Raw genomic sequence first — 23,827 nt, 5'->3', positions numbered from 1 at the left:
GATGATTTCTCTTGCTCAATGTAAAAATTCCACGTAAGATTGAGGAAGATATCTTTTGTCAGAATGCCAGAAACGAGCTTTGATAATGACAAAAGATGCAGTAAAGGAGCGAAAGAGCAGCTATGGTAAAAATCCTAAAAGAGAATTGGTTACTGCTTTTCTTTATCGTCGCCGTGGTTCTCATCCGTTTGTTTGTCCTGACGCCAGTTCAAGTCAGTGGCCATTCTATGGATCCAACTTTGGCCGATAAGCAGCGTTTGATTGCATCAAAAATTTCTTCATATGACCGCCAAGACATCGTGATATGTGTTGAACCAGATGATCCAAGCAAAATCGCTGTCAAGCGGCTGATTGGTTTACCCGGTGATACCATTGAAATGAAAGATGATGTCCTAACAATCAATGGAGAAGTATACGAAGAACCCTATTTAGATGATTTTAAAGAGAAATTTGCGGACGATCAATTACAAGACGAATATTCTTATCGCGAAATGTTTCAGCAAATCGCCGCTGGTGCCGAACACTTTACCGATGATTTCACGGTAACGGTTCCTGAAGGCAGCTATTTTGTGATGGGAGACAATCGTTTGATCTCTCGGGACAGTCGCAGTTTCGGGGTTGTAACAGAAGATCAAATGGAAGGGAAAGTGCTGCTGCGTTTTTGGCCTTTGAATCAAATCAAACTTTTCTAATCACAAAAAAACATTCTTGCCTATGCAGCGAAAACGCCGCAACTGGCAAGAATGTTTTTTTAGATGACCCAAGCGACAAATGCAACCATTGAAAAGAACATCGTCCAAACCGCAATAATAGCTGATGCGATAAAAATAATTTTGATTGATAAAGGTTGGACAAATTTTCGGGCATCTTTAGAGAACGCATAGGTGATCGATGAAAAAATCAAGCAGCATAAAATAAAAAACACTGTTAGAACCATAAGCCTCTCCTTTACTGACGCAATGTCAAATGAATAATGTAATTATAACAGACCATGGTTTTTTGGGGAAATAAAAATGATTAAACGAGGGAATTTTCTTGTAGTTGTAACCGTTTTATAGGGAAGTGTAAGGAAGGTCGAACCTTGTTAGACAGCGAATCCATAAAAATAAGATGTGTTATTTAAGTATTTTTATAAATTTTTCTTTATCAATAAAAGAACAAAAGAAAAAAGCTTGTTGAAAAACGATGGTTTCAACAAGCTTTTAAAGGTTGGTTATGATAATTTTTTAATCCGATAACTTTCAAAGTAATCAGGTTTGCCTCGTCCTTGAACATACGCGATCACGCCCATCAAAGCAGCACCAATCGTGTTGGTTAGTAAATCGCCCATCGTATCCATCAATGCTTCACGACCAATAAACGGGGTGCCATCTAAGGTTGCATAACGTTGGAGATTCATTCCACCAACAGAGTCGCAGATGAATTCCCAAAACTCCCAGAAAACACCACACAAGCCAGCAAAAGCAAAGCCCATCAGTAAAAATAACCAAGGCGAAACTTTTGAAACGGGCACTTCTTTTAGTAAGAGACAGATCAATCCATAGCCAACAGCCGTCAAGACCATAGGACTCACCGCATGTAGAATTTTATCCCAGAAAGCAATGGTTTCGATCAAATGTAAGATCGTCCCCATGAATACGGAGATCAGCAAGAAAAACCAATAAAAGTAAACGGTGGCATTTGGTAGCTGGATTTTTAAGAACTTTTTACTCATTTCTGGGACAAAGATCAATAAAATCCCAAGTAAGGCTTGACCCAAGAAAATCAGTCCTTGTGTTTGCGGATAGACGCCACGAAAAAATTCCCATAAAGAAAAACAAAACACGAGAATACCAAAAATAGTGAATACCTTTTGCAGTCGCTGATAATTTTGGCCCATATTAGTTGCCCTCCAAAAGATAGTCGGCTAAGCCAGCTACAAGCGCTACTTCAGAGGAGTAAATCTCGCCGTTTAGCTTGATCAAACCCACCGTATAAAGATTGACATAGTGGAACTGATTTTCCGCAACGGTTTGTAATGCTGCCAGCTTTTGCTGATTATCGGCACCTTGTTGGCGACTATCCGTATAAAGCCCTAAAACAGGAATGCCTTTTGCATAGGCGACGCCGATCTCAGAGGCAACCCCAGCATCGATGGTCAAACCATCCAGCAAAGCGATCATCAAATCGCTTTCCAGTACTTTTTCGGTATCTGCCAACGCAATCATTTTGCTATCCGCGTAGGCGGACTTATCATTGATCGCGGCATTTTCTTGAGGTAAATAAATCTCCAGCTGCGGATACTGCTGACGAATCGACGCAACAAGTTCGGTGTTGTAGCGGAGGTCACTAGCAGCAAACAGGGGAGCAGCAAAATATAGTTTCATTCAAAAACACTCCTTAATCATTCATAGTTGTACGTTTTGTTGATTCGTTGTTTAGAAATAATCACTGAAATAGGCTTCCATATCAGGGATGATCGATTCTAGTAATGCCAGTGTTTCTGAATCGGTATTTAGCCGTTCCACACGCTCTAAGTAAGCTGGACGGCGGTAATTCATCAACAGACACGACAATGTCTGAATATCCAATTGGACAGCTTTTCCGATGGCTTCTCTTGAAACCACGATCTCCCCGTGATTGTATTGGACACCGAAGATTCCGTTGTTCCAATCGGCAACTGGGTCAGAAACAACAAAGTGAAAGGGTGTTTGAAAGGCTTCAAATGGGAAGTTTTTCAAAAACTGTTCAACATCGACGATCCGCGCCATGTAATAAGGCTCAATGGTTTCTTTGATTTGGCTATCATCCAGGTAGAAGGACAGGGGTTCATTTGAATAAATGTCTCCTTTGACCCAATAGACCATTGAGAAATGAGCAGAGATAAAATTCCAAAGACCATTGCGGGCTTCTTGATTTAAGTAGAACATTTCCTTTACATGGAAGACTTCTTCGGCTACCCAATAAAAAAGTACACCAGTCGGATGACCACTGGCATTGTAATAGACAGCCGCGGTGCGCTCTTCTTCATTTTCATAGCGCCAATACTCTTCCCAGTGAAAAGAGGTCCGCTGCAAGGCACCATGGTTGTCGCGGGAGAATTGGTTGTAGACAGTAAAAACATCAGGGTCATCCACTTCTTTGCGCTCTACGATCCCAGGGACTTCTTTGGTTTTCGGAAGCTGGGTATCACGAATTTTGAAGGTCAGCTTGTCGGACATGATCTCCCAGCCTTTGCGACGATAGTAAGGCACATTGTATGGATAAAGGTAGGAGATCCATTGCTGATCTTCCCGCATGGTTTCTAAGGCAAGCTTGATCAAGTCTTTCATCAGGCCATGTCCGGCATATTCAGGGTAGGTCCCAACACCGGTCACTCCGCCCATTTTGATCAATTTGCCGTGTATATTGACTTCACAAGGATAAACGGCGATTTGCGAGATCAACTTGTCTTCATTGAACCAGCCAAAGACCTTGGAAAGCTCTAAGATCGGGCGCTTAGATTTAATCATTTCCCGTTTGCTCTCATAGCCGCTTTCTTCAATATCCGATTCAGTGATCTGAAAAACGTAGCTTAACAGTTCGTTGAACTGATCAACGTCTTTTTCATCCACCGCTCGAATATGTAGATTTTGATGAAAATTATTGTCCATTCTTTCAACTCCAATTTATTTGCTAGCTCTAGTATAGCAAAACCTGAATGAATATGTCTAAATAACGGTTAAGAAAAATACTTTAACTATTGGCGTTTCGTTGGTATAATAGAAAAGCTGACTAAAAGAAATGAGGAACGTATCCATGAACATAGAAGAAATGAAAAAACGACAGGAGAAGATTCGTAATTTCTCCATTATCGCCCATATCGACCATGGGAAATCAACACTGGCGGACCGTATTTTGGAACAAACCCATACGGTGACGTCTCGGGAAATGCAAAACCAATTATTAGACTCCATGGATCTTGAACGTGAACGAGGAATCACGATCAAATTAAATGCTGTGGAACTTAACTATACCGCCAAAGATGGAGAAACCTACATCTTCCATTTGATCGACACCCCAGGGCACGTCGATTTCACCTATGAAGTTTCCCGCAGTTTGGCCGCTTGTGAAGGCGCCGTACTCGTCGTTGATGCGGCTCAAGGGATCGAAGCACAGACATTGGCAAACGTCTACTTGGCGTTAGACAATGATTTAGAGATCCTACCAGTCATTAATAAAATAGACTTGCCAGCTGCCGATCCTGAGCGAGTACGAACAGAGATCGAAGATGTTATCGGTATCGATGCCAGTGAAGCTGTTTTAGCGAGTGCCAAAGCAGGTATTGGGATCGAAGACATTTTGGAACAAATCGTTGAGTATGTCCCAGCTCCAGCAGGTGATATTGAAGCACCGTTAAAAGCGTTGATCTTTGACTCCGTGTACGATTCCTATCGTGGGGTGGTCTTAAACGTCCGCATTATGGACGGGATGGTCAAACCTGGAGATAAAATCAAAATGATGAGCAATGGCAAGACCTTTGATGTCACGGAAGTCGGCGTCTTTTCACCCAAAGCCATTCAACGAGATGCGTTGATGGTGGGCGATGTTGGGTATATCACTGCTGCCATCAAGACTGTTAAAGATACGCAAGTCGGAGATACGGTGACTTTAGCCAACAATCCAGCAGCCGAAGCATTGGAAGGCTACCGCCAAATGAATCCGATGGTTTATTGCGGATTGTACCCAATCGATACCTCACGCTACAACGACCTTCGAGAAGCATTGGAAAAATTACAACTGAATGATGCAGCATTGCAATTTGAGCCAGAAACCTCTCAAGCGTTAGGATTTGGGTTCCGCTGCGGCTTCTTAGGCCTATTACACATGGATGTCGTGCAAGAACGGCTAGAACGTGAATTTAACCTTGAGCTGATTACGACTGCACCATCCGTAATCTATCATGTCAACAAGACAGATGGCTCAATGGTCGTCGTTGATAACCCAGCAGAATTTCCTGAACCAGTCACGATCGACAACGTGCAAGAGCCTTACGTCAAAGCACAAATCATGGTCCCTAACGATTACGTCGGTGCTGTAATGGAATTGTCCCAACGCAAACGGGGAGACTTTGTCACGATGGATTACTTGGATGATTATCGAGTAAACGTCGTTTATGAGATCCCACTATCGGAAATCGTCTTTGATTTCTTTGATAAATTGAAATCCAGCACCAAAGGGTACGCATCACTCGATTACGAAATGTCTGGTTACCGAACTAGCAAGCTAGTGAAGATGGACATCTTGCTGAATACTGAAAAAGTCGATGCGTTAAGCTTTATCGTTCACCGTGACTTTGCTTATGAACGCGGTAAAGCCATCGTTGAAAAACTGAAGAAACTGATTCCACGACAACAATTCGAAGTGCCAATCCAAGCAGCCATCGGACAAAAAATCGTTGCGCGTTCAGACATCAAAGCCTTGCGTAAGAACGTATTGGCGAAGTGTTACGGCGGTGACGTTTCTCGAAAACGCAAACTTCTGGAGAAACAAAAAGAAGGGAAGAAGCGGATGAAACAAATCGGCTCTGTCGAAGTACCGCAAGAAGCCTTCATGGCAGTTCTTAAGATGGATGAGGATGAACCGAAGAAATAGATTGTTTTAAATTGAAAAATCGATTAAAGGAATCTTTTCGTGTGGCAGAAAAAGTGTGACTAGTTGTTTATAACATTTGGCTCTTCGACATTTAGTGTTGGTAGAGAAAGATACAACTGAAAATTTAGTCATGACCAGTTAGGCAGAGTGCTTAACTGGTTTTTTTGGCTCTTTGTCAACAATGAAAATGGGACTGAAGAATCAATTGTGATTCATTAGTCCCAAAAATTATAGAGCCATGATTTCTTGCGAACAAATTGGAAATAAGCAAAAGGAAACAGGATGTAGAGACTATTTAGAAACGGTCTCATTCATTCTGTTTTTGTGTGTAGTTAGAACAGGTAGGTTAGCAGCATGATATCTTCATCCGTAAAATCAATGAATGAGAGATCAACTGCTTGATCAAGTTGCTTTTTGATTCGTTGAAATTTTTGATTTGCTAGTCTTTTATATGTGGATCGATCAATGGTAACTGACGAGTCGTGATCGTTCGCCATATGCTTTTCTAAAAGACAGTTTCCTTGAAAAAGAAAGTCAAGAATGAGTTTATTTGAAAGCGTGATAGCTAAATCGCTGGCGATATGTTTTAAAAGCTTATATAAAACTTCATTGGTTTTAGCTGTATTTAGTCGTGAAAAAAGCTGATTAAAAAGTTCATAGTATTCGCTGTTTGTTCGTTCTGCACGATCATTCAAGGTATCGTCTGCCAAAAATTTCTTGTGCTCATTTTTTTTATTGATAATCGTTGAAGAAACGGAGACAACACTCATGATGTTTCCATTCAGAATACACAGAATATCATAGATATGGGCCATTGTCGGTGGGTAGGTAGTGAAGGTTAAGAGCCGGATTTCCAGGAGAATCTTATTGTCTATATCATTAGATGGGTCATAATCAGTGACTAGGACTGTTCCGCCACCGCGATCGATCGTTTTTAGATTTCTAGACATCTTTCTGACAAATGAATGAACCTCTCCCTTATCCATCGCCTCTGTTCGTCTGGAACTCATGGAAAAGATTGCTCTCTTTCCAATCAATTCGTTAAACCGCTGAGCCAAATGTTCCGCAATTCCATTGTCTCTGGCTGAAATCAGCATTGGGACTCTGACATCAGTTACTTTTTTGATCCCTAAAATAATCAGCTTCCGAATAAAAGTGGTTTTTGGCTCTGATATCCCTTTATGATACTTACGCAAGAAACGCTCGATTTTCTTGAGAATGCCAGTAATTCCTTTAAAATTATCGTCCTGTTTTGGAAAAATATAGTTCTCAATAGGGAAGCTTCCTCTAATAATTTCCGCGATCGTTTTGATAATGTAATTCTGTAAAATCGGATCTTTGATTAGCGGCGTCTCTGATAAAAAGTTGAATAAGCGTTTTTCCAAGGTATGCTGGTAGTCTTGCTCGCTATAAAAAACTAAATTTGTTGGCAAGGTATTAATCAAATGTTCGATCGTCTGCTTTTCAAAGATATGTGAGTCGATTAACCAATTCTCGGCTGGTGTACTGTTTAAGATTTCTAGTGTGGACAAGTTGGATTGAGTGGAAAAGGTAAGCCTTTCTGGAAATTTATCCCAAAAATGTTTCTCATCTCGTGGGCCTTCAACGTTTTGGTCAATTTTCTCAGATAAATGCCTGGTTGATACAAGAATTGTTGTACTGGCAGCACTCTCTATATTTCGATTGAAAAAAGCTTGAGAGATCGAATATAAGATCTCTTTTTTTATATAGGCAATGTTTGAACTGGCTGAAATAGCGGCAAGCGCTTGAATCACTTTTTTGGTAACCATAATTTCTCGTGAAATTTGTCTGCATTCTGTTAAATAAATGCTTGAAATAATTTCAACTTTTTCCTTTAAAAGACGTTCGCTAAATTTAGGGAAATATCCCACATAAGGACTGATTTCATAAAACTGTTCGATATTTTGCATATGAGGTGGTATCAGTAAAGCCACCAATGGTTGAGTGCCGCCTTCATTTTTATAATAAAAAGAGAGCTCATCGAGTTTTCTTGAAACATCTGATGCTGAAATGGAAGAATCTAGCTCGATGACCAAAAAAGAAGACAGACCTTCTTTTTTCCTTTTTAACTCTGGGAGAATATCAAGCTTGTTTTGTTCGGACCAAAGAGCATAGAAGATTTTTCTTGCAGATTTGGAAGTTTCTTTCCTTTTATTTTGCTCGATCAATTTTTCTAAAAAGAATTTTCTCCCGACGCCTTTTTCGCCTCTTAAAATAATTATTTTCAGCTCATTGCTTGGATAATAAAAGATCGGTAAAACATTTTGTACTACATTGTATAACGAACTCGTTTCACCAATGTCTAAAGCATCCAACTGAAATTCAGTCGCACTAAGAATTGATGTTTCATTTAGAAAAAGGTAGTTATTCAAGTGGTCATCTTTTTGAATTGTATGAGGCAAAGATAGATAGGGAAAATTCTTTGTCAAAACTTGAGTAGAAATGAATAAAGTTGGTCGTCCTTTTAGCTTGATCAGTTGTTTTTCTTGATGCAGCTTATTCAACATACGCGAAACATTGGAGCGATCAATTACTAAATCAACTGATAGAACCAATGCGCAACAGTCTGAAAAATCATAAGTACCCTGCATGATTTGCTCTTGAGTCATCTCTTCGATGCGATGGAGTAGTTTTTCCTGCTGAGTTGCCATAATTTCCTCCTAAATTTGTTGTATTTATCCAAGAATGCGCTTACACTGTTTTTCATAGAATTATACCACAAAATAATAGTTGGTGTTTCTATAGTGTAATATATTACTTTTAATGCTTTTATAAAGGTATTTTATTGTGGTACACAAAAGGTTTTTGGGAGATTTTGACTTGTGGTTTTGGATATGTGATAGTGAGGATGTTCTTAAAGGATGTAGTCTTAAATTTACCAGAGAGGAGCCGTTATTCAAGTAAGAGATTACAAACAATGCATAGGAGGAAACAGAAATGGAAAATTTAAAATTGACACGGATCGATTTTCGTTTGATCCATGGGCAGGTAATGACCAGATGGGTTAAGGAATACAACATTAAAGATATCGTGGTGATTGACGACAAATCAGCGAAGAGTCCCATCTTGAAAAAAATACTATTAAATGCGGCACCCTCATCGGTAAATGTTTTTGTAGAATCGATTGCAAGCGCTACCGAAAAATGGAAGCAGAATGATTTCCCTAAGAATAATTTACTTATTCTCTTCAAAGATACAAAAACAGCGGCCAAAGCATGGAAAGATGGAATTAAGTATACCTCGCTACAAATTGGCGGCATTGAAGGTTCCGGAAACAAAAAAAATATCAATAAAAATATTGTCATGTCAGAAGAGGATGTTCAGGACCTGGTTCCGCTACACGAAAGTGGGGTGCGAGTTTACGGACAACCTATTCCCGAAGATACGGAGTATGCATTTAAAAATATTTTAAGTAAGTTTTAAAAAAGGATTGTCTTTTCATTCAAGAAATTTCTTGAATGAACACTTTAATGAAATGATAGTAGGCATTTGAACAAGATTCATTAGTGCGAAGGAGGAAAAGAAATGGTTCAAGCATTATTTATGGGATTGTTAGCTCTGCTAAACGGGATTCAGTGGCCGCTAAGTTGGTGGCTGATCCGCGAACCGATTATGGCCGGGTTCTGGGTTGGGTTAATCTATGGCGATCCAGTTCAGGGAGTAATAATTGGAGCAACAATCAACGTGGCCTATCTAGGGTGGATTAGTGCAGGTGGGGCGAATGCTTCAGACCTATATTGGGCGGGATTACTTGGAACATTTGTTGCGATCCAAGGGGGGATGAGTATTGAGCAATCGGCTGCTTTCGCCATTCCGATTGGATTATTAGGAAATTATGTTCATGTAGCATACATGACTCTAGCGTCATTTTGGCCGACGCGAATGGATAAATTAGCCGACAAGGGTGATTGGAAAGGCATTCGCAAAATTCAAATGTTTGGTGGTCCGTTTATTGTGCTCTTCTTAAGAGCGTTACCGGTCTTCTTTATCGCCCTTTTTGGAAGCGAGTACATTCAGATTATTATTAATAGTTTGCCTGATTGGGCAATGAACGGTCTTGGAGCCGTCGGGAAAATTTTACCAGCTTTAGGGATGTCGATGTTGTTGAAATTTATGCTAAAAAAGGAACTTATCCCATTCTTTATCATTGGCTTCGCGATTGCGGCTTATACCGGCATGACAGACTTAATGATGTATGTCATCATCGCTGTGGCGATTGGTCTATTAATGTTAAAACTTGGCTTTGCGAAAGAAGAGGGGGAAACAGAGAATGGCTAAAGCATTAGAAAAAAAGGATATCAAAAAAGCAGCTGTCACTTGGTGGTTAACATCACATTTAACTTACAACTATCAACGATTACAGGCAGGCGCGATGACAACCGTTATGGGACCGCTTTTGAACAAGATGTACGAAGGAGACAAGGAAGAAATTACCGATGGATTGCAACGGCATATGCTGTATTTCAATACAGAACCTCGCTTGGGAGCCTTTCTACCAGGAATGGTGATCGCTTTGGAAGAAGGAATCGCTAATAATCCAACCGAAGAAATCGATAAATCGATGGTCACGGAAATTAAAACCGCGTTAATGGGCCCGTTAGCGGGAATCGGCGACACTGTTGTAGCCGGATTGTTGAAGCCAATCGTTCTAAGTGTGACATTAGGCTGGGCTTCACAGGGGCAGATTTGGGGAGCTTTTGCCTTTGGGATCATCTTTACGTTGATGGATTTTGCGATGACATACGGTATGTTTACACAAGGCTATAAATTAGGGATGGACTCGATTGATCGTTTCTTAGAAGGACCATTCATCAAAAAAATGACTTCCTTTTTAGGAATCGTCGGCCTGTTCTGTCTAGGTGTAATGATCGTCAAATATGTCAGTGTTCAAGCAGTGTTAGAAGTGAAACTAGAGACGACAACTTTGTCAGTTGGTGAAACCTTGAATAAGATCATTCCAAGTTTCTTACCACTTGCCTTTACTTTTTTAGCTTATTGGTTGCAGGTCAAAGGACAAAGCGTCACTCGTGTGTTGTTGGTACTCTTCGCGATCGGTTTCCTAGGCGGTGCAATCGGGGGATTAGGATAAGGAGATAAACGTATGATTAAGTTGATTATTGTTACTCACGGACCTTTAGCTGATGCCTTCAAAGAAAGCGGTGCGATGTTTTTTGGAGATCAGGTAGATCAGGTAACTACGATCGGATTGCTTCCAACAAAAAGCCCAGAGGTGTTAGAAAAAGAAATCAAAGCAGCTGTCGTCCAATCTGGAACGAAGGAATGTCTCATATTCGTTGACATTTTAGCTGGCACGCCATTTAACGTCGTAGCTCTCATGATTGAAGAGTTAAAAGAATATCATATTGAATGTTTTGCCGGGGTAAATATGCCAATAGTGATGGAAGCATTAGCTTCAAAGGAATCAATGAATGTAGCAGAACTAACAGAGCACATTGGAGAAATATCCGCTGCTACTATTGTTAATCTTCGACAGACATTAGAAATTTAAAAGGAGCGAATCGGAAAATGATAAAAGCAGAAAACACAATGCGAATTTTTAATACTGGTATAATGGCCGTTGTCCGCGTAGAAACGATTGAACGAGGGATCGAAGTTGCAAAAGGTTGTTTAGACGGTGGGGTTGATGTTATGGAAATCAGCTATACCAACAATAACGCTGGAGAAGTCATCCGAGCAATCAAAGCAACATTCGGTGATCAAATCTTGATCGGTGCCGGAACTGTTTTAGAAAGTACCACTGCACGCTTGGCAATCATGGATGGCGCGGAATTTGTTATTGCTCCAACTTATGATCAGGGCGTTCAAGAGCTGTGTAATTTGTATCAAATTCCTTACGCACCAGGGTGTACCTCTTATACAGAAATGATGGAGGCCTTGAAAAATGGTGCTTCATTTATTAAAGCCTTCCCAATTTCCAATTATTATGGCCCTAGTTTAGCGAAGGTAATAAAGGTTCCTGTGCCGCATACACCAATTTTAGCATCTGGCGGTGCAACTCTGGAAAACCTTCATGAATGGTTTGAAAATGGTGTGGATTGTATTGGTATTGGGGGACTCCTAACTAAAGGTACATCAGAAGAGATTGCACAAAATGCCCAGAAATTGACAGCTATAGTCAGTGAAGTTCGAGGAAAGTAAGAGGGGAATCAAATGAAAAAAACGGCGATCGTAAACGCGAATAGTTTTGGGAAATACTTTCCAGAATACATGGATCAGTTAAATAAACAAGTCGGGGAAACAAAACGTTTCAAATTTCCTTCAGATATCTCTCCTGAGGATTTAGCAGCTGAATTGAAGGATTTTTCCTTCATCATTATCGGGACCGAACCTAGATTGCCTAAAAGTTTTTTTGAAAAAATGCCTAAACTTCAATTGGTCGTACGCTTTGGGATCGGCTATGATAACGTGGATGTTATCGCGGCTAAAGAAAACAAGGTAATGGTCTCCAATATTCCGGCGTATATGGAAAGAGACGATGTTGCCGAATATGCCGTATCTTTGATTTTGACTGCAGCGAAATTAGTTACCTACACTGCTGAAAAAGTGAAAGAAGGTGAGTGGTCCAAAGATCGTGGACGATACTTAGGTCATCGCTTGAACAAGAAAACGATCGGCATTTGTGGTTTTGGAAACATTGGTACACGAGTTGCGGAGATTATGCAGGCATTTAACTGTAAGATAATTTGTTACGATCCGTATCTTTCTGTCGAAGAAGTGGAAAAATGCGGTGGAGAAAAGGTGGACTTTGACGAATTGTTGGCACAAGCAGATATCATCTCTCTGCACATGAACTGTACGGCTGAGAACAAAGGATTATTCAATAAGTCAGCCTTCAAGAAAATGAAAGCCAGCGCGGTTCTGGTTAATACTGCTCGAGGTGCTTTAGTAAATGAAGAAGATTTAGTGTTGGCACTAACGGCTGGCAAATTTGGTAGTTATGCCACTGATGTTTTAGAAAATGAACCTCCAACAGCTGATCATCCATTTATGAACCAAGAGAAAATTGTTTTGACACCTCATATTGGGGCTTATAATCATGAATGTAATGAAATGATGTGCGAAAGTGTCGTTGATGACATTGCTAGAGTTAATGCTGGTGGAGAGCCGAAACATTTGTTGGAAGGATAAAACTTAATTATTGAGCACGGAGATCTTAACTTATCAGTAATGATGGGAATAGAATAGATTCATTTGATTAGACATACATTATGGGATTAAAACTTGACCTAGAAATAGCAAGAGAAGAAATCGGTTTTAATCGTTCTGTATTTTCGGGCATAATAATCAAAGAATAAGGCCAACGATTGAGAAATAAATAAAAATAATCACTATCAGGAATGAATTGAATGGCAGACAAAAATTGATCTGCTCAGCCTATGAGATACATCCGGTTATCTAAGAGAAATAGTCAGAGCTGCAGAAAAAGCAAGTGAATGACAACGCTCTTTCTTATGAGTGGTGTCGAAAGATGTGAAGACGTAAATCAATTTCATTTGTAACGAAAAAGCCCACTGAGATGTCAGTATCTCAATGGGTTTTTTGGTTTTATAAAAATGGCTCAAGAAAAGATTTGTTTTCCGGTCGTTTGCTTTCCTCTAAACTTGCAATACTTGTTAATAGAGAGAACAGATTGATTTTCGCCATTTTTTCTTCGACAGTTACTTGCAATTCATTATACGCACCATCCAGTACTTCTTGTATATTTGCACCAACAATGCAGTCTGGATTCGTTTTAGGATCGACTTGAATGAGATTTGTGTTTCCATGAATACTTTTATATATATCAAGTAGACTAATATCTTTGGGGTCCTTTGCTAAATAGGGCTTTGGTTTCCCAGTAGTTGTTCGAATCAGTCCAGATTTTTTTAAGTTTGCCATTATTTTTCTGACATTTGCAGCATTAGTTTCTACACTTTGAGCAATCATCTCACTTGAGAGCATATTAGTATCTTTATAGATGACGATATAACACATAATATGAATTGCATCACTGAGTTGAATAGAATATTTCAAGTGAATTCAGTCCTTTTTAGATTTTCTTCTTGACTTATCTTAACATACTATTTATTATATAGGTGTATCTTATAATTGTACAGCAGAATGTACGAACTAAAAAGGAGTGTTTTATATGACATATTTAGTAACAGGAGCTACTGGTGGTTTTGGAGGATATGCACTTGAATTCTTGAAAGATTTAGTTTCTAAAGATCAGATCTATGCTTTGGTACGATCTGAAGAAAAAGCAGCTACACTAAAAGATAAAGGCTACAATGTAAGAGTAGGGGATTATTCTGACATCAATTCGTTGAGTAACGCTTTTGACGGCATTGACCGCTTGCTTTTTGTGTCTGGCGCACCAGGCAATCGTCAAGAAGAACATGCTAATGTGGTTAAGGCAGCCAAAGACGCTGGTGTTCAGTATATTGCTTATACAAGTTTTGCTGATGCAGATCACTCAACAAGTGCATTAGCTGCTGATCACATCTTTACTGAAAAACAAATCAAAGAAGCGGGAATTGCGCATACATTTTTACGTAATAACTGGTATTTAGAAAATGAAATGCCGATTATTGGCGGTGCGTTAGCTAGTGGGAAATTCGTTTACGCAGCTAAAGAAGGCAAAACCGGCTGGGCTTTGAAGCGCGAATATGCTGAGGTTGCTGCAAAAGCACTAGCAGGAACAGAATACCCTGAAATCCTTGAATTATCGGGCAGCCCTATTACTTATGCTGAATTAGCAGCAGCTTTAAAAGAAGCAACAAGGAAGGAAATCGAAGTAGTTTCATCTGATGATCAAACCTTTGTAGATAGTTTGACAGCAGGCGGTTTACCACAACATGTTGCAGAAATGTTCTTGTCTTTCCAACATGATATTAAAAATAATCAATTAGATGTGACATCTAGTGACTTTGAACAAGCTTTGGGTAAGCCTTTGACGAGTCGCGTAGAAGCAATCAAAGAGTTGTTAAATTAGTCTTGCTATTTCCCGATTATCGAAAATAATCGGGAAATTTTTATAAAGAAGGTGTTGACGATGAACCATAGCGAAAAGAGGAAATGGCTGATTAACTATTTATTAGAGGAAAACAGTCACTTAAGTAAAATAGTAGATGCTAGCTCGGATGATCCGAAAGAACAAAATGATTTATTGCGATGCTTATTAAATATAAGAGAAGCGCGACCTATTCATAAGGACTTTATTGACATTCAAAATCAATTTCTTTTAGAAGAAAGAGCTGAAAATCAGATTTTTTCACTAAACGATGCGCAACAGTATACAAAAAACCTTTATCTCTGGCAAGGAGATATCACGAGGTTGGAAGTGGACGCCATCGTAAACGCTGCAAACGCACAGCTACTAGGATGTTTTGTTCCATTACACAGGTGCATCGACAATGCGATCCACTCTGCAGCAGGTATTCAATTAAGACTAGCATGCAAAGAAATCATGGACGCACAAGGGCATTTGGAAGAAACCGGCTATGCAAAAATCACCGACGGCTATAACTTGCCTGCAAAAAAAGTGATACATACTGTTGGGCCAATCATAAAAGATACCGTAACTAAAGAACACGTATCCTTATTGGCTGACTGTTATCGTCGCGTCTTGTTGCTTTGCGAAGAGTATCAATTGAAGAGCGTCGCTTTTTGTTGTATCTCAACAGGAGAATTTCGTTTTCCCAATGAGTTAGCTGCAGAGATCGCTATCAAAACAACGCAAGAATATGTAACGCGTGTTCATTCACCTATAAAAATTATTTTCAATGTGTTTAAAGACATTGATAAGGAGTTGTACCATGAAAAACTACAACAATTATCAGAAAGTTTATCAAAAGATAACTGAAGCAGAGGCAATCGTTATCGGTGCTGGATTAGGCCTTTCTGCTGCTGCCGGGTTAACCTATTCTGGTGAACGGTTCAAAAAATATTTCAGAGACTATATTGATCATTATTATTTAACCGATATGTATTCTGCCGGATTTTATCCCTTCGATTCATTAGAGACGTATTGGGGTTATTGGAGTAAACATGTTTTTCATAATCGATATCAGCCTGAGGCTTTGCCGCTATATAAAGAGCTTCTATCTTTGGTAGAAGAAAAAAATTACTTTGTCATTACTACTAATGTAGATCATCAGTTCCAAAAGACGGGCTTTGATAAGAGACGATTATTTTATACACAAGGTGATTATGGGTTATTTCAATGTTCACGTGCTTGCCATAACAAGACGTACGAGAATGAATCATTGATTATGCAAATGGTCCATCAGCAGAGTCAGTTCAAAATTCCCAAGCACCTCATACCATATTGCCCCAAATGTGGACAACCGATGCGGGTCAATTTACGGATAGATCAATTTTTTGTACAAGATGATGGTTGGGAAAGCGCAGCTAACCGATACAAAGAATTTCTAGAAAATTATTTAGGTACTAAAATCGTTTTTTGGGAGATCGGCATTGGTAACAACACGCCTTCCATTATAAAATATCCATTCCAAGAAATGACGAGGGCAACGAATCAGTCGACCTATATCGTCTGTAACCAACAAGCACAACGCATACCAGATGAACTCATGGATAAAACGATTATTCTGCAAGGAAATATAGTTGAAACGATCAGAGAAATCGATCATTTTAGATAGGAGCGCATTCATGGACCATTCAAAAATGAAGACAGAAGATTATTTGAATTATTTAAAAAATGAGATTCATTCTACTGTGTTCGCCACAGTAGACGAAAACGGAAATCCGGTCACCAGGGTAATCGATATTATGTTGGTGAAAGAAACGAAGCTGTATTTTTTGACTGCAATATCCAAGCCGTTTTATAAACAGCTCAAAATGAACCCGGTCGTTTCCATTACAGGTATAGAAGGAGAAACATCAATGGAATCGTTTTCTATTACCTTACAAGGGAGAGTAAATGAAATAGGCTCTACCTATTTAGATGAAATTTTCGAGAAAAATCCTTACATGGCAAAAATATACCCCCTCTGTAGAAGACCGAAATGTTTTACGAGTCTTTGAAATTTATAAAGGCGTTATGTCAATCTTTGATTTAAGCAAAAAGCCTATCTATCAAAACGTTAAATCTTTCGGATAACTCAAAGCAAAAGGAGACAATCACATGGCAAATAAAGTATCAGAAGAGGAAATGAACGAAGAAGAGTGGTTAAGCTGGTATAAGAAGCAGGAATTACCACAATATCCAAAACAGCATTTACTGTTGACAATTTGATATTCAATGTCACGTCGGATGCAGTATACATTTTACTTGTCAAAAGAAAAAATCATCCTTTCAAAGGAAGGTTCGCTTTGCCAGGTGGCTTCGTTAACGAAGGAGAAAATATCATTAAAGCCGCCATCAGAGAGTTAAAGGAAGAAACGGGCGTGGAAGTGCAGGAAGTTTCTTTATTAGGTGTATATGGAGATAAAAATCGGGATCCCCGTGGATGGACTATTTCTGCTGTCTATATAACTGTTCTACAGCAGATGAAGACTCTTTATGCAGGAGATGATGCTTCTGAGGCTTTTTGGTATAGGGTTGATAAGGATAAAGTACTCTATCAATATGTTACGTCAAAAGAACGATCCTCTACGGAGAACTGGGAATCTCTTTTTGCTTTTGATCATGCGCAAATCATCCATGATGGATTTAAGTGGTTGAACGACGAATTAAGGCAAAGAGGCCTTTAACAAGTAGAAGCGATGTGGCTTAATTTTTTTCGAGTGGGGATAATTATTTATATGATACAATTGATTGATCGCCGGGCGACTTTTGCCATCTCTTTCCTGATATCCTCTAAAAACCATGGATAGTCAGTTTGGTTCCGATGTAATGAACTACTTCTGAGGATTTGTCAGACTTAAAAGATGATGGCTTCCAATCCTCACTTCTTTCTCTTAGTAATAGTCAGCTTTGTTATAATCCTGTTTTACACAAAAGTAGTTGATTTATCTAGGAATAAGGTGGGTTAGACATAACTGGAATTGATAAGGAGGATCTGAACGAATAATCTACTTTGACGAATCTCATCTAGAAGAATAGAATGAAAGTACCTTCGTGAGAAGGTGCTTTTTTTATAGTAAAAAATGACCAAAAGAACTTAAATTATTTATTTTTATATGATTTCAATCTAATGATAGTTGGCTAAGTGATAGAGCTTTGGTTTCATAAAGAAAATCACACGATTTTGATTGGCAAAAGATAGGAGATGTTTTGTGCATGAAGGCATTGTACTTTAAAGAATTTGGCGATTCAGATGTGTTAACTTATGGTGAATTGCCTGATCCAGTCATTCAAGAAAATGAGCTAATGATAGAAATGATGTATATTGGGTTAAATTATGCAGATATTTATCGAAGAAAGGGCAGCTATCATATTGAATCCCGAGACCCTCTTATTAATGGCTATGAAGGTGTAGGAAGGATTGTTCAAAAAGGAAGATCAGTCTCTAAGTTTCAGCTAGGGGAAACGATTCTTTTTGTGGATGTTCCTTTTGCTAATGCAGAATTGGTGGCTGTTCCTGAGGAAAATGCCATCCATATTCCATCAGGTATACCATCTAAATTAGCAGCCAGTATTGGTCTGCAAGGGTTGACAGCTGATTTTTTAGCTCATGATCTTGGCAATAATGTGAATAATAGTAAGGTCTTCGTCCATGGGATAAGTGGTGGTGTTGGACAAATTTTATCGCAACTATTAACCGCAGATGGTCTAGAAGTTTATGGCGTCACTTCCACGGAAGAAAAGCGACAACTGGCTTTAGACCAAGGAGCAAAACAAGTCTTTTTAAGAAATACAGAATGGCAAGAAACCTATACTTCTTTCTTTGATACCGTTTATGATGGCAGTGGGCATACATTAGCCGAAAGCGTCGACTTGCTCAAAAATAGAGGGAAGGTTATCTTTTTTGGCATGGCCGGCGGAAATCCGCCAGCGATCGACTTTATTCCCTTGTTATCAAAATCAAAAAGTATTTTGACAGGGGATCTGTGGGATTACTTGACAAGTTTTCAAGAGCGGGAGAGAAGAAGCACCCGACTGTTTACTTACTTTAGCAAGGATCAAATGAAAATCAGTCAACCAACCATTTTTTCCTTAGTTGACGGAAAAGCTGCCCATGATTATTTAGAATCTGGAAAAAGTGTCGGGAAAATTTTGCTGCAACCATAAGAAAGTAAAAAAGCTAAATGACTTTATCAGAAAAGATACACCGAATGTTTGCTAATTCACTAAATTATCTTTTTATATAATCGATACTTTTCTTATGATAAATCATTAAGGATAAAAATAAGTATAAAATGAGTAGAATATTGCAAGAATCTAATGTTTTCTGTTTCTTCAGTGAGAATCAGATAAAACTTTGTGATAAACAGTACATTTAATTTGAAAATATTTAATTACAGCAGTAAGATAAATATATCAAATACTTAAGGAGTGATATCTATGACAAACTATGAAGAAAAGGAAGCAAAAGCATTGGTAAAGATTGCCGAGGTTCTTGATAAGTTAGATGAGAATTTAGCTGAATTAGACACACTAGATGCTGACGCAAAAAAACATAGTATGAAGAAATGGATCGTTGAGAAAAAAGCGATTCACGAAATCAAAAAGATCGCACACGAAGCCGGTAAGTATGAAAAGTACGATGAAAAAGCACTACAAAAAGAAATTAATGAAGTTGAGAAGTATATGTAATTGAAGAAAAATAAGAAATTGTCTTCATTATTCAGCAATTGAAATCTGAATTGATAAAAGCCAGATTTTAATTGAAGATTTAGAATTGACGATGATCTCACTAAGCCCATGCTCTTATGAGTGTGGGCTTGTTTGCTGTACATATGATTAAACACGACAAGCTGAATAGGCATAAAAGATCATGTTCTACAACGACAAGATAAAACCTTAGTTAAAGGGAGACGAGGAAAAATCAAAAAACACAAAGAAAGTCTGTTTTTTCGTTTTTTTCATCGACTTTCTCTATTTCTTTAGACAAGCTTTTCGCTTATTCTAAATTTATGAGCGGTATCAAAGTAAACAGTTAACAAAACGTTTAGACCCTTTGAAAATACCTTTGCAGAAAATAGTGACGAGAGATTTATGGCTGATAAGCAATTCGATTGCCTTTTACAACATAGTAGAAAGTTCTTTATTGAAGATAAAATAATAAACTATATAGATGAAACGGGTGATTACATGGAAACAACATTTTTCATTTCTAAAAATACTTCTGTCACGTCAAAACAGCTGGAAAATGAAGTGATTGGGCATGCTTGCGAGATATTGCAGCGTGACATTTTAACCGTTGTGGCAGACACAAAGAAGGCAAATAAAATTGAATTGGTTTTACTTGATGAAAAAAATGAAACGGATGCTTTTCATATACTTTTCGTATCGCCAGATAAAGTAAAAGTGTGTGCTGAAACACCGTTAGGATTAATGTATGGGGCTCTTGAAATCTCTCATAAAATTTTAGGTGTTCAACCCTTTTGGTATTTCATGGAGATTCCCCCAATAAAAAAGCCATTTATTGAATGGACAGGTTTTGACTTAACATTGCCTGATTTTGCAACGGACTATCGGGGCTGGTTCGTTAATGATGAGTTGCTGCTGGATCAATGGGAAGATAATGGTTCAAATGAATATGTATGGGAACGTATTTATGAAACATTGTTACGTTTAGGCGGAAATGTCATCATCCCTGGAACAGATAAGAACAGTCATAGACATCGAGAAAGTGCGCAAGCGATGGGGTTGATCTATACACATCATCATGCCGAGCCACTAGGCGCTGAGATGTTTGCTAGAAGGTATCCCAGTTTGAAGGCTTCATACGAGGAACATTTTGTGTTGTTTCAGGAATTATGGAAAAAAGCCTTACACGAGCAAAAAGGTACCAAGGTTATTTACACACTCGGTTTTCGTGGACAAGGGGATTGTCCTTTTTGGTCAGAAGATCTTGATCGACAGTGGTCTGCAGTGGAAAAAGCAGCAGTGATCAACGAAATCGTCCATCTACAGTATCATATGGTTAAAGAAGTCGATCCTCATGCAGTATGCTCGATGAACATTTATGGGGAGATGACGGAATTATTTAATCTTGGCTTACTTGAGCTTCCAGATGATGTGATTGAGATTTGGGCGGATAATGGTTATGGCAAAATGGTTTCTCGTAGACAAGGGAATCACGATCCACGAGATGAGGTGTTAACAAACACACCAAAACCAAATCAATCAAGAGGAATCTATTATCACGTTGCCTTTCATGATTTACAAGCATCTAATTTCTTGACGATCTTGCCTAATAGCCCAGAATTTGTTTCTAGAGAGTTAATGGCGGTTAGAGAAGTCAAGATGGATAAGTTTGTCTTAGTTAATACAGGTAACATAAAACCGCATATTTTGATCTTACAAGAAATAGCGAATTTCTGGCGAGCAGATTATCAGTTACGAACCAATCAAGAGATAATTTTAGAGCATGTAACACAATACTATCAAAATCAGCAAGAAGAGATCCAAGCTGTCTATGAAGCTTACTTTGAAGCGGTTATCCGCTATGGAACACATGAGGATCAAACCGCTGGGGATGAGTTTGCCTGTTATTTGATTCGAAAAATTATTCAATCCTGGCTCAAGCAAGAAACAAAAATTCCGAGGTTAGAATGGTTGACGGGTGATCGGAAAATCAAGGAGCAAGTCACAGAAATTTTCTCTATGGTAGGAGAAAAGATAGTAGCCTGGGAGAATCTATTGCTGAGATGCCAGCAGATTACATTATCCCTTCAGGATAAAAATCCGGAAAATGCTCGCTTTTTTAATGATATTTACCTCTCAGTAGCCGTTCAATGCAAAACATTAAAAGCACTGCTCCGTTTGTTAGACGCTTATCAGATGATTGATCGGGAAGAAATGGTTTTTGTATTTGTAAAAGTTTTCGATGCGTTAGAAGAAATCCATCAACTAATTCAAATACTGAAAGAAAATCCAAGTGATACATGGTATGATTTTTATGAAAACGATGGCTATACCAACCTAACATTGACAAAAGAGATGATTAAAAGTCTGTTGTCTTACATTCGCATCATTGGCGATGGTCCAGATCAAGACCAGTGGGAGAGAAAATATATTATGGACTCCATTGAATCAAGAGTTATGTTGCTTTCAAATACTAAAAAAGCGTTGACGGATGAAAAGTTAGCAAGAAAAATCAGAGTAAGTTTTAGAAAAGTTCGTAAATAATATTAATTTGAGATGAAACGCCATTCAAAAGTTAGACTTAATATCTTACTTTTGAATGGCGTTTCATCTAGTATGCAGTTTTTTATTAGAATTCATTAGGCGTGTTGGCCAATTCTAGCACCATATTATACCAAGCAACACCTGCATGTTGTGATTCTGACAGTCCTTCTAGTTGATAGCCATGCTTTTTGTAATATGGAACCAATGATTCTAAACAAGTTAAGGTGATTCCTTTTCTGTTTTGAAGACGACATTTTTCTTCAAGGGCTGACAGTAGTTTGTTACCAATTTGGCAGTTTCTATAATCAGGAGCGACAGCTAAGCTAAGAATACTTTGGTAGCCACCAAAAGGCTGATTAGGACGAGTACTTTCAAAAAGATCGTCAGAGAGATAACGTTTAGAAATAATGGGTCCTACAACGTAGCCGATCGGATAATCCTTTCCATTTACTGCAACAATAAAACTGTCACTTATTGTAAGTATACGATCCATCATCGCAGATTTGGATGCTGCTTCATCCGCTGTAAATCCTGCATTTTCAATCTGCATGATTTGATCAATATCATCTATTTTAGGTGGTCTGAAGAAAACGTTCATTCAATCACTCCTATACTATTTAGGAATAGTTTATCATATAATGATCCTTTTAAAATCCATCTTACGCGCTTCTATTTTATTTTTGCTTGTCTAACGTTTTTTAACATAAATGCGTTGACTTTTTCGCCACATATTTGAGGAAAATCGAAAGATAAATGGAAAAGTCGTTAATAAATTATTGTTTACAACTTTCTTTCAAACTCTTTTAATAAGCCTTAGAAATTTTATATGGAAAGATAATTAAAAAAAGATTGGAGAGCCTTAGTGGTAAATCAACTTTATGATTTATTCAAAAATGAAGCTTTCTTCTTGTACCAGGAGTAATGCCATATGTTTCTTTAAATTTTTGGTAAAAGAAATTAATATTCTCAAATCCGACTTGTTGCGAAATATCAACGATATCCATGTCAGTTGAAAGTAAAAAACGATCAGCTGCCAAGATACGTTGATTGATTACAAGTTTTTTGTAAGAATAGCCGGTGTGTTTTTTTAAAAGATTGGACAGATAATTAGGATTAAGGTTGAATTGTTTCGATAATTCTGTCAAAGTCACATTTGCATAATTTTTCTCAATGTATTTCAAAATTGGAACAATCGGGCTCTTTCGATATCGATCAGAACGATCCGTATAAGAGTCTTGATAGATATTCACAAGATCCGAAATGATCAAACTCAACAATCCTTCACAAATGTCGGTATATGCTGTTGAACGATCGAACCATTCGCATAACAACTCTTTAAAAAAGAACTGTAGACGTGTCCTTGTTTCTGAAGCAAAATGAATAAATCGATCATGTTTCATTCCATGAGTGATGGCTTCAATAAAAAATGAAGTCAAAACGCTGTCCGAGGAAAAACGGTTGAAGAAATTTGCAGTTAAATAGTACTTGGGAATAATCAAATTAATGAGAATATCATTTTCGCCAAGCGGTTCAATCTTGTGAACAGTGTTTGCATCCATCAGCAAAATTTGCCCTTCATACAGAAAATGTGGCTCATTGTTAATGATCTGCTGACATTTTCCAGCATACATATAATTAAACTCGATCCAATCATGGCAGTGAATCGGATAATTTTGAAAACGAGAATGCCGTTTTATAAAAAAAGGCTGTTCTTGCGTAATCATCTGTGAATTTGTCAGTTCCATGCAAAGAACTTCTTGACCATTGACAACTACTTTTTTATAGTCGGAATAATCAGGTTTCAAATTTCCGTTTCGATACGCCTTTTCATGATTAGAAACCTTACGGATCAGCCTGTCTAGGGATAAATGGTCCATCGTTGCGCTCCTTTTTTATCGATTTTAACAATCAAGAATCAAGTAGTCAAAT

24 protein-coding genes are annotated in these 23,827 nt (G+C 38.3%); 16 read left to right on the top strand and 8 right to left on the bottom strand.

The annotated features are described in order from the left end of the window. The first annotated feature begins 122 nt into the window (after positions 1–122). A complete protein-coding gene (gene lepB, locus IGK85_RS08480; protein WP_008380056.1) occupies positions 123–692 on the top strand; it encodes a signal peptidase I in 570 nt (189 codons plus the stop codon). 59 nt (positions 693–751) lie between these two features. Here lepB and IGK85_RS08475 read toward each other — a convergent pair whose 3' ends face one another. From IGK85_RS08475 to IGK85_RS08460, 4 genes are all read right to left on the bottom strand, one after another. Further along, positions 752–937: a hypothetical protein gene (locus tag IGK85_RS08475; protein ID WP_005226019.1), complete on the bottom strand. Its 186-nt coding sequence runs from the start codon at positions 935–937 to the stop codon at positions 752–754. 276 nt (positions 938–1,213) lie between these two features. Next, a complete protein-coding gene (locus tag IGK85_RS08470; protein ID WP_008380055.1) occupies positions 1,214–1,879 on the bottom strand; it encodes a hypothetical protein in 666 nt (221 codons plus the stop codon). Position 1,880: 1 nt separating this feature from the next. After that, entirely contained in the window at positions 1,881–2,366 is a 486-nt protein-coding gene (locus tag IGK85_RS08465; protein ID WP_008380054.1) for a nucleoside 2-deoxyribosyltransferase, read from the bottom strand. Between the two features lie 51 nt (positions 2,367–2,417). Next, the gene (locus tag IGK85_RS08460; RefSeq protein WP_008380051.1) at positions 2,418–3,632 is read right to left on the bottom strand and encodes a GNAT family N-acetyltransferase; all 1,215 of its coding nucleotides are present in this window, start codon (positions 3,630–3,632) and stop codon (positions 2,418–2,420) included. 145 nt (positions 3,633–3,777) lie between these two features. On the opposite strand from IGK85_RS08460, the gene lepA reads away from it, so the two are divergent. Then, positions 3,778–5,613 (top strand): translation elongation factor 4, encoded by a 1,836-nt coding sequence (gene lepA / locus IGK85_RS08455; RefSeq protein WP_005235823.1) that lies wholly within the window; start codon positions 3,778–3,780, stop codon positions 5,611–5,613. 332 nt (positions 5,614–5,945) lie between these two features. Here the strand turns inward: lepA and IGK85_RS08450 are convergent, their stop codons facing one another. Then, positions 5,946–8,243: a transcriptional antiterminator gene (locus IGK85_RS08450; protein ID WP_237714960.1), complete on the bottom strand. Its 2,298-nt coding sequence runs from the start codon at positions 8,241–8,243 to the stop codon at positions 5,946–5,948. Positions 8,244–8,571: 328 nt separating this feature from the next. Here IGK85_RS08450 and IGK85_RS08445 point away from each other — a divergent pair, with 328 nt between their 5' ends. The 6 genes from IGK85_RS08445 to IGK85_RS08420 all read left to right on the top strand — a co-directional run bounded on the left by IGK85_RS08445 (position 8,572) and on the right by IGK85_RS08420 (position 12,783). After that, positions 8,572–9,057, top strand: a complete 486-nt coding sequence (locus IGK85_RS08445; protein ID WP_005235828.1) for a PTS system mannose/fructose/N-acetylgalactosamine-transporter subunit IIB — start codon at positions 8,572–8,574, stop codon at positions 9,055–9,057. A 102-nt stretch (positions 9,058–9,159) separates the two neighbouring features. Then, positions 9,160–9,912 (top strand): PTS mannose/fructose/sorbose/N-acetylgalactosamine transporter subunit IIC, encoded by a 753-nt coding sequence (locus IGK85_RS08440; RefSeq protein ID WP_005235830.1) that lies wholly within the window; start codon positions 9,160–9,162, stop codon positions 9,910–9,912. Next, a complete protein-coding gene (locus IGK85_RS08435) occupies positions 9,905–10,723 on the top strand; it encodes a PTS system mannose/fructose/sorbose family transporter subunit IID (RefSeq protein ID WP_008380043.1) in 819 nt (272 codons plus the stop codon). The genes IGK85_RS08440 and IGK85_RS08435 overlap by 8 nt, the downstream gene beginning before the upstream one ends. A gap of 12 nt (positions 10,724–10,735) precedes the next feature. Continuing rightward, complete coding sequence (locus tag IGK85_RS08430) at positions 10,736–11,143, top strand: PTS sugar transporter subunit IIA (RefSeq protein WP_008380041.1); 408 nt, start codon at positions 10,736–10,738, stop codon at positions 11,141–11,143. A gap of 17 nt (positions 11,144–11,160) precedes the next feature. After that, complete coding sequence (locus IGK85_RS08425; RefSeq protein WP_005235836.1) at positions 11,161–11,793, top strand: ketohydroxyglutarate aldolase; 633 nt, start codon at positions 11,161–11,163, stop codon at positions 11,791–11,793. 12 nt (positions 11,794–11,805) lie between these two features. Next, a complete protein-coding gene (locus tag IGK85_RS08420; RefSeq protein ID WP_008380038.1) occupies positions 11,806–12,783 on the top strand; it encodes a D-isomer specific 2-hydroxyacid dehydrogenase family protein in 978 nt (325 codons plus the stop codon). A 417-nt stretch (positions 12,784–13,200) separates the two neighbouring features. Here the strand turns inward: IGK85_RS08420 and IGK85_RS08415 are convergent, their stop codons facing one another. Continuing rightward, complete coding sequence (locus tag IGK85_RS08415) at positions 13,201–13,668, bottom strand: Rrf2 family transcriptional regulator (RefSeq protein WP_008380035.1); 468 nt, start codon at positions 13,666–13,668, stop codon at positions 13,201–13,203. A gap of 115 nt (positions 13,669–13,783) precedes the next feature. Between IGK85_RS08415 and IGK85_RS08410 the strand changes: the two genes are divergently transcribed. The 8 genes from IGK85_RS08410 to IGK85_RS08375 all read left to right on the top strand — a co-directional run bounded on the left by IGK85_RS08410 (position 13,784) and on the right by IGK85_RS08375 (position 21,898). After that, positions 13,784–14,629, top strand: coding sequence for an SDR family oxidoreductase (locus tag IGK85_RS08410; RefSeq protein ID WP_008380033.1), 846 nt, complete (start codon positions 13,784–13,786; stop codon positions 14,627–14,629). A 60-nt stretch (positions 14,630–14,689) separates the two neighbouring features. Then, positions 14,690–15,499, top strand: coding sequence for a protein-ADP-ribose hydrolase (locus tag IGK85_RS08405; protein ID WP_005235845.1), 810 nt, complete (start codon positions 14,690–14,692; stop codon positions 15,497–15,499). Beyond that, a complete protein-coding gene (locus tag IGK85_RS08400) occupies positions 15,453–16,298 on the top strand; it encodes an SIR2 family NAD-dependent protein deacylase (protein ID WP_008380029.1) in 846 nt (281 codons plus the stop codon). The genes IGK85_RS08405 and IGK85_RS08400 overlap by 47 nt, the downstream gene beginning before the upstream one ends. Positions 16,299–16,308: 10 nt before the next feature. Further along, positions 16,309–16,683: a pyridoxamine 5'-phosphate oxidase family protein gene (locus IGK85_RS08395; protein ID WP_008380028.1), complete on the top strand. Its 375-nt coding sequence runs from the start codon at positions 16,309–16,311 to the stop codon at positions 16,681–16,683. 207 nt (positions 16,684–16,890) lie between these two features. Further along, positions 16,891–17,352: an NUDIX domain-containing protein gene (locus tag IGK85_RS08390; protein ID WP_237714959.1), complete on the top strand. Its 462-nt coding sequence runs from the start codon at positions 16,891–16,893 to the stop codon at positions 17,350–17,352. A 529-nt stretch (positions 17,353–17,881) separates the two neighbouring features. Beyond that, the gene (locus tag IGK85_RS08385) at positions 17,882–18,832 is read left to right on the top strand and encodes a zinc-binding dehydrogenase (protein WP_008380021.1); all 951 of its coding nucleotides are present in this window, start codon (positions 17,882–17,884) and stop codon (positions 18,830–18,832) included. A gap of 273 nt (positions 18,833–19,105) precedes the next feature. Next, positions 19,106–19,357 carry a hypothetical protein gene (locus IGK85_RS08380; RefSeq protein ID WP_008380019.1) on the top strand — a complete coding sequence of 84 codons (252 nt, stop codon included), beginning with the start codon at positions 19,106–19,108 and terminating at the stop codon, positions 19,355–19,357. A 498-nt stretch (positions 19,358–19,855) separates the two neighbouring features. Continuing rightward, positions 19,856–21,898 (top strand): glycosyl hydrolase 115 family protein, encoded by a 2,043-nt coding sequence (locus tag IGK85_RS08375; RefSeq protein WP_035006861.1) that lies wholly within the window; start codon positions 19,856–19,858, stop codon positions 21,896–21,898. Positions 21,899–21,983: 85 nt separating this feature from the next. Here the strand turns inward: IGK85_RS08375 and IGK85_RS08370 are convergent, their stop codons facing one another. Together IGK85_RS08370 and IGK85_RS08365 are read right to left on the bottom strand one after the other, a co-directional pair. Next, positions 21,984–22,496, bottom strand: coding sequence for a GNAT family N-acetyltransferase (locus IGK85_RS08370; RefSeq protein WP_008380015.1), 513 nt, complete (start codon positions 22,494–22,496; stop codon positions 21,984–21,986). Positions 22,497–22,785: 289 nt separating this feature from the next. After that, on the bottom strand, positions 22,786–23,775 hold the full coding sequence (locus tag IGK85_RS08365) for an AraC family transcriptional regulator (RefSeq protein WP_008380012.1): 990 nt from the start codon (positions 23,773–23,775) through the stop codon (positions 22,786–22,788). Positions 23,776–23,827: the final 52 nt, after the last annotated feature.

Source organism: Enterococcus sp. AZ015 (assembly GCF_050499225.1).
Classification (GTDB): domain Bacteria; phylum Bacillota; class Bacilli; order Lactobacillales; family Enterococcaceae; genus Enterococcus_D; species Enterococcus_D entomosocium.
The sequence above is the reverse complement of the archived record's forward strand: the minus strand, read 5'-3'. Positions and strand labels throughout refer to the sequence as shown.